Genomic DNA, 12,069 nt, shown 5'->3' with positions numbered 1-12,069 from the left:
CAATAATAGAGATTTTGACTTGAACGATCAAGCTATTATGAATGAAAGATTACCTAGAGTGCTATCTAATGGTAAAAAATACTACGTTACCACAAGAGATTACGGGAATGATTTTAATAAAAAGGCAGAAGTGCCAGAAATTTATTTAAATAAAATAGTAGAGTTTATAGGGGAAGATAAATTTTACAAATGGCAACCATTTATTAGTATGAGCTATTTTTACCTTGATGATAATAAAAACATTATCCCTATAAAAACAGGTGTAAATTATTACAAAGGATATAAAATTTTTGGCTTATATGGCGATGAAGCAAGCGGAATACGTTTATACAAAGAAACTAGCATAAATATAAGTGGCGACAATTATTTTTATTTTATAGATAGTAAATTTCAAAAAATCAGTAGTAAAAGCAAGGATAAATAAATGAATACCTTAAAAAATTTAACTAATAAAGATATGGTAAATAAAATAAAAGACTATGCTGATATAGCCGATGTTGCTTATGCATTTTTTGAGTATATAGATGAGAATGAAATTTGGAGTGTGTCTGATAAATTTTATAATCAATAAACCTCAACTAAGCATAATAAATTAATAATATTATAAATATAATCACAATAAGATTATAAGAAATTTCTATCTTGTATAGTTTTAAATTTAAAAGGATTTATGATGAAAAAAGTCAAATTTATAGTTTTTATCTGCTTGTTTATACTGCTACCACTTGCTTATTTTAATGGCTTTATAAGAATTTCTGATCTAACTAGTGAGCAAGAGAGCATTGCTAAGAAATATGGTGGTGTTTATGTATTTGATGAGAAGTTAGAGAAAGAGATAGATAAGAGAGAAGAAGAGAGGGATAAGTATCTTGATGATTTCTTTAAAAACAATAATAGAGATTTTGACTTAAATGATCAAGCTATTATGAATGAAAAATTACCTAGAGTGCTATCTAATGGTAAAAAATATTATGTAACCACAAGAGATTACGGAAATGATTTTAATAAAAAGGCAGAAGTGCCAGAAATTTATTTAAATAAAATAATAGATTTTATAGGAAATGATATATTTTACAAATGGCAACCTTTCATTAGTATGAGCTATTTTTATCTTGATGATAATAAAAATATTATCCCTATAAAAACAGGTGTAAATTATTACAAAGGATATAAAATTTTTGGCTTGTATGGCGATGAAGCAAGCGGAATACGTTTATACAAAGAAACTAGCATAAATATAAGTGGCGACAATTATTTTTATTTTATAGATAGTAAATTTCAAAAAATCAGCAATAAAGACAAGGACAAATAAATGAACACTCTAAAGAATTTAACAAATAAAGAAATGGTAGATAAACTAAGAGTTTATGCTGATATAGCTGATGTTAGTTATGCTTTTTTTGAGTATATAGACGAGAATGAAATTTGGAGTTTTTCGGATAAATTTTACAATGAGAAAATTTTAAAGACGCCAAAGCCTAGATGGGATTATGCTGATGGGATAAACTGGAAAAGTGAAATTACAAAAGAAAATGAGACTATTTTATCGAAAGACAACAAAAGAGAAGTAGGACAACCTACCGCTTACGCTCTTTGTGTTGAAGCAAGATTTATGCAGGATTTAACAATAGAAAAACCTGAAAAGAACGATGACGGGACTATAAAGAAAGTTAAAATTTCAAATGAGATAAGAAATTTCATAACAACACCAAAAGGAGAGCCACAAAGACTTTTCATAAACGAAAAAGGCTATCACCAAATCTCAGAGCGCACCAAAAATTTCACATCAAGATTTAAACTTCTAAAACATCAAAAAAATGATGATGAAGGTTTTAGTGCCACTCTCTTTGAAGATACAATGGATAATAATAAAAAGATACTAACATTTAGGGGGACTGAAATAACTCCAGAAGACTTATATGCGGATGCTCAGTTGGCAACTAACAACATACCAGATCAAGCAACATCTTTAATATATTTTTTTATGGATAATGTTATACCTATCTTAAAAGAAGGCGAAAAGATAAACATTTGCGGTCATAGCCTTGGTGGATATCTAACTCAGGTATGTGCTTTTACTTTTGCTGAGTATATAGATGAAATTTATACATTTAACTCACCTGGACTATTAAGTGATCATATGCTAAGAGGCGAGATAGCATCAAGGATAGAAGATATAAATAATGCATTAACGTCTTCTTGTGAAGAGATGGCAAGATCTCATAAGACTATAATTAAAATCAAATATCTTAACATGGCTAGAGCTCGCTCAGACTATAAAATAAATCTTAGTTACCAAAAAATACTAAACACAAATATATCACTTGCAAACGAAAACCACACCTACCTACCAGCACCTTTAAATGTTAATAACATATATCACATGAAAACAGACAATGATAGCCTAGCATTTAACAATAAACTCTATGAAAACGCTATACAAGACCTCGGGGTTGATATAAATGGCAATGAAGTGCTTATAAATATAGGCAACGTAGATGCGATACTAAATACAAATGTAAGTATAAGCTCGCACTTTCTTACCTATACGGCTGCTACACTATACTTTTTCTCATATCTTTTAAATGAAAAAGATAATGACGAAAAGACAAACAATGTGAGCTTAAAAGGCACGTTTCTATACCTAAATGACTTTATGGAGCAAAACTATAAGCTTATATTTGATCTAGATACAAATTTATCTATGCAATACAATAGCGTAAATTTCAACATGGACAATAAAGCCACCATTTCACCCATTACATATAATAAAAACAAAAACTGGCTACTACTTATACTGTTAAATAACATAAAACATGACTTAGATATACGCACAGATCACTATCTAAAAGACGAGCAAGAAGCCTTGATAATAGAAGATATATTTAAGCTTAGTGATGAGAAGCGATACACAAAGATAATAAGCAAAGATGAAGTTGAGGAATTTAAAGAAAACGGATGTGAAAGCATAGAAGATAAAAGAGCTATGCACAAGTGCAGGACATACAAGGTAGTAGATGAGAGCTCTAGTGATGTCACCACCACCAAGGCTGATGCTAGCAAGCTCTACACCTATACATCAAATTTCACAAGGTCGCTTTCATCACAAGATGAGAAGGCATACTTTATGAAAAGATCAGAGCAGACCTACTCACTTTTATTTGACAACAGCACGCAAAGTGGCTCTATAAATTTATACGACGTAAAAGATAGAGGCGAGATAAAATTTGGCTTTTTATCAGCTAGCTCTAGCGTATATGTGGATAAAGATAAAGAGAGTTTAGCCATATTTACAAAAGATAAGGACATAGTAGATATAGAAGGCATCTACGCCAAGATAAGAGATAAATTTGATATAGATAGTCCAGAAAACTACAAGGTTGATCTCTTTTTAAACTCTACACTTCTAAAAGGTGCAAATGAAGCTAAAGACTATAAATTTGGCTTTACAAATTTCAAAGATGAAAAAGAGCATGATCTATATGAAAACAAAGATGAGCAAAAGCCATTTTACTACTTTAGCCCAAGGGGTGATGAAAGCTCTAAAGGCTCTCTTGATATAACAAATAAAAACACAAGCATAAGAGTGCTTGGCTATGATATAGATAGGGGTAGCTTGGATGTAAAGCTAAAAAGAGCTAACAATGATGATAAACAAGAGAGCCAAATGCAAAACAAAGAGGCACTAGATCATCAAAGCTTACCTTTGGGTGCAGTAGCTACAAATTTCACCGCTCACCCAGTCATAGAAGATGATATCATCACTTGCCCGCATGGTGGTAGAGTGGTGCTAAAAAGCAAAGCTGGCAGGAGTATCAAATCTCAGGACGTACCGCTCATACTAGGTCGAGACTTCCTTGGCTCGCCGATAGTTGGCTGCTCGGCAAATTCGCCATGCACCTGCGTAGCCCACGTGCCAAAGAGCGCCCTAAGTGCCAAAAGAGTAAATGAAGACTACGCTCTCATGCAAGACCTAGTCCATCACTGCTTAAGCGATAGAAACTGCACGCTATCCATAGTCAAAAAGTCAAATTTGCTAAATTTTGAAGGGATAAAATACCTTGATAGCAGCGGCAACGAGATAACTCCAAAAGATGTACAGATCACGCAAAATCCAAGGCTAAGGTTTTTCATGAAGAGTGCTGCATCGCAAAGAGATAACATGCACGTCGCCATATACTCCATAAACGGCACCGAGTACAAAGAGCCAAACGGAGCTGACGAGATCGTGCTAAAAGAGAGCGACGCAAAAGATGTTAGCGACAAGGCACTTTTAAAGCTACTAAATGAAAATTTCAAAACAACCAGCCAAAGAAAATATGAATTTAAAGAGTACTCTTTCAAATACGGCGCCGATGTTTTTAGGCTAAATTTCATCAAGCCAGAATATAAGAGCAAGCACGGTATAAACGGCTACTACGAAAGACTGAGCGAATATGAAAATGATGTTAGAAATTTGATCTTTCTAACGCCAAATCAAACAAAAGATATCACTATAAAAATAGCCAAAGGGCTAGACGCTAAGATAGAAAAAGACGCCGAGATAACCGACGTCATAGTGCTTCAAGGGCTATAAATTTGCCAAAGCACCTCTGGCAAATTTAAATTTCACTCACTTTAGCAAGGCATCTTTAAAACTTCCACCACTTCGCCTTTTGCGATAAATTCTGTCTCTTTTGGGATGATAAGCAGTGCAGCTTCGTTTGTTAGGTTATTTACGATCGCTGAGCTGCCTAGCTTTTTGCCGTTTAAATTTACAAAGATCTTGCCATCTCTGTTTTCTAAATTTACCGCTGTAAATTCCAAAAATGGCGAGCGTTTTTTGTAGTCTTCGTCCATTATCGCCGTGATCTTTGGCTCTTCTTGGCTAAACCAAGTGTTTATAAGCACTCTTACATAAAGCACGCACATAACCATCGCCGAGTAAGGAAATCCCGGCAGCGCAAAGATATATTTGTCGCCTGATTTTGCCACTCTGATGTGGCGGCCTGGTTTTATCGCAGCGCCTTCGATGATGAGTTTGAAATTTTCATTTAAAGCGCCCTTTACAAAGTCATAGTCTCCCATGCTGATGCCGCCAGTCGTCACCAAGATATCGGCTGATTTTAGTGCATTTATGATCGCTTTTTCGACAAGCTCGGCCTTATCTCTTACGATCTCGCAAAGGATCGGCTCTGCGCCCATTTTTCGTATCTGCATAGCGATGCCTACGTGATTTGAGCTGTGAATTTGCGCTGGATTTTCTAGTGGCTCGCCAAGGTCTTTTATCTCGCTGCCAGTTGCTAGTATCGCCACTCTTGGACGGATAAAGACACTTACGTGAAAGACGCCAAGCTCGGCAAGAAGTGCGATCTCAGAGTATGTTAGGCGTGTGCCTTTTTTTATTAAAATTTCGCCTTTTTTATAGCTTTCCCCTACTTCACGCACGGCAAAACCCTTTGGCACGCTCTTTTTGATAATTATTTTTGAGCCGCTTACCTCGACATTTTCAACTGGCACAAGAGTGTCGGTGCCTTCGCTCATTAGCGAGCCAGTGAAGGTTTTGACGCATTTACTGCCCTCTATAACTAGCCCTTTGTCACTTCCTGCTGGAAGGTCTGTGATGAGCTCAAGCTCGCTTAGGCCATCTTTAAAGGCAAAAGCGTAGCCGTCCATCGCCGAAACTGGCTTTGCTGGATAGTTTTCAGCGGCTGTGACATCATAGGCGATATTTCTATCAAGCGCGTCCGTGATGGCTACTTTTTCGACCTTTTCCCACGCATTTATCGTATCTTTTAGAATTTTCAGGCTATCTGCATAGCTCATAAAATCTTTCATCATTTGTCCTTTTTATGAAATTTTTGCATATTTTAGCCACTTCTGTTTTACAAAAAATTAATCTTTGTTTTATTTAATGATTATTAAAATATCGTTTAAGAAACCGGTCGGGTTTTACCTTTACACAGGAATTTACATGAACAAAACACTACTTTACATCATCGCAGGTGCGAGCCTTGGCATACTTGGTCCAGTGCTCGTTCATTTTGGCAACCCAGCAAATATGGGCGTTTGCGCGGCTTGCTTTTTACGAGATAGCATGGGGGCGCTTGGCTTTCATCAGGCAAAAGTCGTGCAGTATCTAAGGCCTGAAATTTTAGGGCTTATCATCGGAGGCTTTCTAGCTAGCATGCTTTGGAGTAGAAATTTCACTCCAGTATCTGGTAGCGCGGCATTTTCTAGGTTCTTCTTAGGCGTGTTTGCGATGATAGGCTGCCTCATATTTTTAGGCTGCCCTTGGAGAGCGTTTTTGCGTCTAGGAGGCGGAGATATGACCGCCATAGCTGGCGTCGTTGGCCTATTTGCTGGCGTCTTTGTGGGACGAACTTTCAAGAAAAATGGCTATGTTTTGCCTGAGAGTGAAACCACTGCAAAGGCGATAGGGTTTTTGCCACTGATCATTGCTATTTTGCTTTTACTAGCACTTATCTTTGGTCTAAAACTTGGCGAAAATGGCGCATTATTTAGCTCAGAAAAAGGCCCAGGCTCACAGCATGCAAATTTATTTATCTCTCTTATTTGTGCCATCATCATCGGTGCATTTATGCAAAGAAGTAAATTTTGCTCAGTTGGCGCAATAAGCAAAATTTTCGAGCGTGACTTTTCGATGTTTTATGGCGTCATCTCTATCATCGTCTGCGCAAGCATCACAAATTTAGTGCTAAATCAATACAAATTTGGCTTTGAAGCTCAGCCTATCGCTCACAACGATATGCTTTGGAATTTCTTGGGTATGACGCTCGCTGGTCTTTGCTTTAGCCTAAGCTATGGCTGCCCTGGCAAACACCTAGTGCAGATGGGAGCTGGAAATTTAAGCTCAGCAGTATTTGTTTTAGGTATGGGAGCTGGAGCTGCAATAAGCCATAACTTCGTGCTAGCAAGCTCAGGAGCTGGCATCACACCTTTTGCCCCGTATGCCGTAGTGATCGGCTTTATCTATGCTATTTACGTTGGATTTTTCACTAAAAAAGCTTAAATAAATTTGGCTGCCTTTGCAGTCAAATTTGCTCTTTATATCTATAAAATTTGTGTGAGATAAATTTTAGCTAAAAATAAGTTCTTAGGTTGTATAATCCAAAACTTATTTTAAGTTGTCACGGTAGCTCAGCTGGTTAGAGCGCTGGTCTCATAAGCCGGAGGTCGGGAGTTCAAGTCTCCCCCGTGACACCAAAACACCCTATTTTAGGCACTAGCAGTGATGCTTTTGTTCTTTCCCTTTCTTTAAAATTTCCTTTAAGAGTGGAACACTTAGTTACTAAAGTGGGACAGTCTCTTAAAAATTCCAATGATTATAAAGCCATCACCCTTTTAATACCATAAAAATAAATTTGTTTTAAATTCTTACTTCTATCTATTTATATCAAATCCCTTAAATATGCACTTTTGGCATTTATCCTTTTACTATTTTTAATTTGTTTTTCTTAAATGACATATTTTTTCACAAAAATTTGCATTTCTAGCGAAGATTTTTTCCAAAATTGGTGTAATTACTATAAATATCTTTTTAAAAGGAAGAAAATGAAAAAAATTTCATTAATAGTAACTAGCACCGCTGATACGAGAGAAAGTTCAAATGGTGAGGTGATTTGCCATGGCTAATGCATATACAATAAACGGCCACAACCTAGTTATAAACGTAAGGTCAGGTTTTTTAACATATGGTAGAGCCATAGGTAGATTTGCACATGCGTGCCGTGAGAAAAATCAAACTAAGCATATAAAGTATCTTAACAAAACCCCAGTCACTATTAATCGCTACAAGCTCCTAAGCGAATTTAATGGCAATGGCAATATGAGAGATGCTAACAGCAAAGATGATGAACTACATAATATGGCCTTTGTAAAGAAATTACTTAAAGGCTTTCAGGATAGCTTTAAAGAAGACTATACTGCGCAGTCCTATACGCAAAAGCGAAATGGCAAAGATACTGTTATAAAAAAGTCTTGGCGCAAAGATATGCGTAGCTTTTGTGAGATTATCATCACGTTTGGCACAGACAGAGAGAAGGAGCCAAAAGAAGGGCTAAACGACGAAGAGTCGAAATTTATAAATGAAAACATACATATGGATAGAGTAATGAGATTTGTAAGCACATACTGCGCAAAGCATGGCGTAAAGTGTCTGCTTGTAGCTGAACATAATGATGAGAAGACTAAGCACTTTCATATCTTTTTTACAAACTACAGCTTTGAAAAGCATGCAAATTTGAGATTTAGCGGCAGGTCAAAAACAGCAAAATTTGGCCAAGATCTACAAGATATGGGTGCAGAGGCATTTGAAGGTCAGGTACTTCGTGGTAAGCCAAGTAAAAATAGACACAAGAATTTAACCCAAATGCACAAAATAGCAAGTGAATATAAGAGCGAGAAAGAGTTAAAGGGTAAGATTAGAGAGCAGATAATTAGTATAGCAAAAGAATATATAAAGCCAGAATACAAGTTTTTAAGCAAAAAGATCAACTATTTTAAAATGGAAGCTAGTAGCGAAAAAGCCTTTTTAGCAGAATTTACAAATTTAGTTTATGAACGAATGCAAGAAAACATAACCATCACATCTGATGAGCAGCTAAAAGAAAAGGTAGAACTTCTTGATGGGCAAGTAATAGAACAAAGCAAGATCATAGAGGAAGATAAAAAGAAAAGCATAGAAGTCTTAAAAGAAAAAGAGCAGCTAGAAAAAGAGCTAGATGATTTAAAAGAGATTCAAGCTGAGCAAGATAATGAGATAACGCATCTTAAAAACAGACTAAAAGCACATACTAATCAGCAAACAAAAATAGATGAACAAAATGTATTGATAGAGAGTAAGAATAGAGAAAATCTGACTCTAAAACATAAAAATGAAAGTTTACAAAGTGAAAATATCAGGCTAAGAGACTTTAATGACAAAAGCTTAGATCTTTTACTTGAAATAGCAAGCACCGATCCTGAGCTAAAAGATATGATAGTAAATGAGATGCCAGAGCTAAGGAGTAAATTTACAAAAGATGATGCTGGGATAGAGATGGGGTAAGGCTAGACCTTATTGAAAATTAGTTGTAATAATAAATATTCGCTACTTAATAGACTTAATATTGATAAAAATAATTAATGATGATATAATTGCTCGTAACTATTAAAAAAGGAGTTGAATATGGAAGAAAATTTAGGACCTGAAATACCATTTGGTTGTGATTCGATAAGCAAGATGTTAAACGACGATACTGGTTCTTTTGAAAAAAAACTAAAAGAAAAGTTTCCTGGCTTGTCGCTATCTGATATTTTAAATAAAATAAAAGAAAAGTGCGGACTGGAACTTGCTGGAAAAGTAGAGTCAAAACTAAAAAACAAAGAAATGGACTTTGGACTTTAAACACTAGGGACATATAGAGTATTTAAGAACTAGAGCAGAAAGCGAATTCGAGATTTATTGCTTTTTTCAATAATTTCTTGCCCATTAATTAAGACCAAATACATGAGTTGTCTTTGTCTTTTAAATTAAAAATAAACAAATAAAGCAACAAGTGTGTAGCTAAAGTTTCTATTTATAGGGCTTGTATCTCATGAAGGGACATAAGTCCTTTTTTAGTTTTTGTTTAATAAAATGACAACAAAAATTTAAAAAGGTATCATTATGAAGTCTTATTTACTTGCAGCTACACTTTTGGTTTCATGCCTAAATGCTGATGTGGTTATCAACGTTAAGGGTGATGTTGTTTATAGCATTGACGGCAAAGAGAGCAAGGCTACTACAGCCACAAGTGGTCAAGAGATCAAATTTATATCTGGTAACGGCGTCTTAAAGATAACTGACGATGTTTTAAAGCAAAATTACAACCTAAAATCACCAAATGACACCTACATAGCAGCTACCAAAAAAAGAAGTGGCTTTTTCTCTACACTATTTGCTAAAGCACAAACTACATCTACGACAGCTTCTACGAGAGCAGAAGGAGGATGCGAGGAGATAGATCCTAGCAAAGATGCATTAGTTGTAAGCGATCATATCATTAAAATAGAATACCGCCAAGGCGACAAGTTTTACGAATTTGACGTTAAAAACAGAAGCATAAGCCCGGAGTTAGACATATCTCCTAAAAATGGCGACAGGATAGATATGATGGATAAAGATGGATATGAGTCTCCTTGTTTTATAGTTAAAACACGATGAAGTTCTTTAGATTTTTAGGCAACAACATTCAAAAGATATTAAAAGGTTCAACAGATTCTGACTTATTTCAAAAGTCTAGCAGTATAAAAAAAGCCATATTCTTAGGAATTCTTGCTATGGTATCTTTTGCCATTTACGGCTTAGTCAAAGATCGTGAGATCGTCAGAGTAAATTTTGGCGACTTTGAGTATGACATCATGCAAGAAATTTATGCCAAAGCACCATCAGCAAGCCAATCACAAAAAATAGCAGTAATCTTAATAGATCAAGATTACCTAGACAAGCACGACCTAAGCGACGGACAAGGAGGCATCAAATTTAACTTCACCCCAAGAAGTGTTCTTGCTAATGTCTTAGATGATTTTAACAAAACCTTATCTGGTTCAGGCAGCAAACCAAAAACTTTAGTCTTAGACTACTCTTTAGAGTATCCAAGCGACATTAACGGCACAGTCACCAAGGATGATCTAGGTCTTATAGATAGACTAAATTTATATGCTAGCTCATATCCTATATATCTACCAAAAACTATAAATAAGCCATTTTTACAAGACTTCAAGCTAAATCCTAACATCAAATTTACTCAAACAAATATTTCTAGCGATAAAGACGGAGTTACTCGTGGATACACGCCCTATCTTTGCGATGGCGATAAGACTTTAAGACATCTTGTCCTAGAGCTTGCAAATAGTGAAGCAAAATTTACTTGTCCAAGAGAGTTAAGCTTTGATGATAGTTTTAGACACAGGATACTTTATAAAGATCTAAAAATTATAGATCAAGGTGGTAATAAAACATATACTTCAAACTATGAAAATATCAAATTCTATCATGCAGCCGGACTATCCCAGATAGATGCAGAGGAGTTTGATGATGCCATCGTGCTTATAGGCTCGGACTATCCCGGTTCAGGCGACATACACAAAACTCCTATAGGTGTTATAAGTGGTGTTATAGCCTTAGCCAATGCACTTAATACCGCTCTTAATCTAAAAGATGGCATAAACACTATACCAGTTTGGCTAGGTATGATATGTTATCTATTATTCTTTGGCTTGTGTGCCTACTTTGTACCAAAGCTAGCAAAAGCACTCCATATCGACGGGAATTTTGATCTTTTGAGATTGTCTTCTTTAGTGATATTTTTTATACCAGCAATAATTCTATTTTTTAAGGGTCATTATGTCACATGGGTTGTAGTCTTGATAGTATTTAAGCTTATAGATATAGTTATTTCAATTCTTAAAGCAAAAGAGTTAATAAAAAATCTCAGCAAGACCCTCTTAGTTTTAGTTGTTATTGCTGTAATTATAGCTATTATGATAGTCGGCTTACTACTATTTATGGATATTTAATAATTCACATTAAAGGATTAATCATGCTTAGAAAAATTTTGTTAGCTCTTTTTCTAACCGTTTCAGTTGCGTTTAGTGCTACGCTAGATGACGCCAAAAGCTATAGTGCCACTGCATATAAGTATTATCAAGATGGAAACTACCCCAAATCTTTAGAATTTTTAACAAAAGCTTTAGAGATAAGAGAGAAAGCTCTAGGCAAAGATCATCCTGATACAGCTACTAGCTATAATAATATAGGGATTGTTTACAAAAATATGGGCGATTATCCTAAGGCTTTAGAGTTTTTTACAAAGGCTTTAAATATAAACGAAAAAGTTTTAGGCAAGGATCATCCTGCTACTGCTCTCAGTTATAATAATATAGGCTCTGTTTATAGCGATATGGGTGATTATCCTAAGGCTTTAGAGTTTTTTACAAAGGCTTTAAATATAAACGAAAAAGTTTTAGGCAAGGATCATCCTGCTACTGCTCTCAGTTATAATAATATAGGCTCTGTTTATAGCGATATGGGTGATTATCCTAAGG

10 protein-coding genes, 1 tRNA gene and 1 pseudogene are annotated in these 12,069 nt (G+C 35.3%); 11 read left to right on the top strand and 1 reads right to left on the bottom strand.

Annotation, left to right across the window (positions count from 1 at the left end; all coding sequences use genetic code 11):
- From CYP84_RS10050 to CYP84_RS10035, 4 genes and pseudogenes are all read left to right on the top strand, one after another.
- Positions 1-424, top strand: a pseudogene (locus tag CYP84_RS10050) (hypothetical protein); the annotation flags it as partial.
- Positions 425-571, top strand: a complete 147-nt coding sequence (locus CYP84_RS10045; RefSeq protein ID WP_103637440.1) for a diadenosine tetraphosphate hydrolase — start codon at positions 425-427, stop codon at positions 569-571. It begins immediately after the preceding pseudogene.
- Positions 572-673: 102 nt separating this feature from the next.
- A complete protein-coding gene (locus CYP84_RS10040; protein ID WP_103637439.1) occupies positions 674-1,312 on the top strand; it encodes a tRNA 2-selenouridine synthase in 639 nt (212 codons plus the stop codon).
- Positions 1,313-4,576 carry an Mbeg1-like protein gene (locus CYP84_RS10035; protein WP_103637438.1) on the top strand — a complete coding sequence of 1,088 codons (3,264 nt, stop codon included), beginning with the start codon at positions 1,313-1,315 and terminating at the stop codon, positions 4,574-4,576.
- Positions 4,577-4,617: 41 nt separating this feature from the next.
- Here the strand turns inward: CYP84_RS10035 and CYP84_RS10030 are convergent, their stop codons facing one another.
- On the bottom strand, positions 4,618-5,817 hold the full coding sequence (locus CYP84_RS10030; protein ID WP_103637437.1) for a molybdopterin molybdotransferase MoeA: 1,200 nt from the start codon (positions 5,815-5,817) through the stop codon (positions 4,618-4,620).
- Positions 5,818-5,953: 136 nt separating this feature from the next.
- Here CYP84_RS10030 and yedE point away from each other — a divergent pair, with 136 nt between their 5' ends.
- From yedE to CYP84_RS09995, 7 genes are all read left to right on the top strand, one after another.
- Positions 5,954-7,012, top strand: a complete 1,059-nt coding sequence (gene yedE, locus CYP84_RS10025; protein ID WP_103637436.1) for a YedE family putative selenium transporter — start codon at positions 5,954-5,956, stop codon at positions 7,010-7,012.
- 117 nt (positions 7,013-7,129) lie between these two features.
- Positions 7,130-7,206: transfer RNA gene (locus CYP84_RS10020), tRNA-Met, on the top strand.
- Positions 7,207-7,627: 421 nt separating this feature from the next.
- Positions 7,628-9,049: a hypothetical protein gene (locus CYP84_RS10015; protein ID WP_103637435.1), complete on the top strand. Its 1,422-nt coding sequence runs from the start codon at positions 7,628-7,630 to the stop codon at positions 9,047-9,049.
- 120 nt (positions 9,050-9,169) lie between these two features.
- Complete coding sequence (locus CYP84_RS10010) at positions 9,170-9,388, top strand: hypothetical protein (RefSeq protein ID WP_103637434.1); 219 nt, start codon at positions 9,170-9,172, stop codon at positions 9,386-9,388.
- Positions 9,389-9,649: 261 nt separating this feature from the next.
- The gene (locus CYP84_RS10005; RefSeq protein ID WP_103637433.1) at positions 9,650-10,186 is read left to right on the top strand and encodes a hypothetical protein; all 537 of its coding nucleotides are present in this window, start codon (positions 9,650-9,652) and stop codon (positions 10,184-10,186) included.
- A 116-nt stretch (positions 10,187-10,302) separates the two neighbouring features.
- Positions 10,303-11,541 carry a CHASE2 domain-containing protein gene (locus CYP84_RS10000; RefSeq protein ID WP_180996414.1) on the top strand — a complete coding sequence of 413 codons (1,239 nt, stop codon included), beginning with the start codon at positions 10,303-10,305 and terminating at the stop codon, positions 11,539-11,541.
- 23 nt (positions 11,542-11,564) lie between these two features.
- Positions 11,565-12,069: tetratricopeptide repeat protein (locus CYP84_RS09995; RefSeq protein WP_141089219.1), on the top strand; the 505-nt coding region annotated here is incomplete at its 3' end.

Origin of the sequence: Campylobacter concisus, from assembly GCF_002912425.1 — a bacterium.
Taxonomy (GTDB): Bacteria; Campylobacterota; Campylobacteria; order Campylobacterales; family Campylobacteraceae; genus Campylobacter_A; species Campylobacter_A concisus_AH.
Note: the sequence above shows the minus strand (reverse complement) of the source record. Positions and strands in the feature narration are given on the sequence as shown.

Coding starts and splice junctions, on each gene's coding strand:
- CYP84_RS10005 (WP_103637433.1), top strand. CDS start 9,650: ATGAAGTCTTATTTACTTGCAGCTACACTTTTGGTTTCATGCCTAAAT.
- yedE (WP_103637436.1), top strand. CDS start 5,954: ATGAACAAAACACTACTTTACATCATCGCAGGTGCGAGCCTTGGCATA.
- CYP84_RS10030 (WP_103637437.1), bottom strand. CDS start 5,817: ATGAAAGATTTTATGAGCTATGCAGATAGCCTGAAAATTCTAAAAGAT.
- CYP84_RS10035 (WP_103637438.1), top strand. CDS start 1,313: ATGAACACTCTAAAGAATTTAACAAATAAAGAAATGGTAGATAAACTA.
- CYP84_RS10045 (WP_103637440.1), top strand. CDS start 425: ATGAATACCTTAAAAAATTTAACTAATAAAGATATGGTAAATAAAATA.
- CYP84_RS10000 (WP_180996414.1), top strand. CDS start 10,303: ATGGTATCTTTTGCCATTTACGGCTTAGTCAAAGATCGTGAGATCGTC.
- CYP84_RS10010 (WP_103637434.1), top strand. CDS start 9,170: ATGGAAGAAAATTTAGGACCTGAAATACCATTTGGTTGTGATTCGATA.
- CYP84_RS10015 (WP_103637435.1), top strand. CDS start 7,628: ATGGCTAATGCATATACAATAAACGGCCACAACCTAGTTATAAACGTA.
- CYP84_RS10040 (WP_103637439.1), top strand. CDS start 674: ATGAAAAAAGTCAAATTTATAGTTTTTATCTGCTTGTTTATACTGCTA.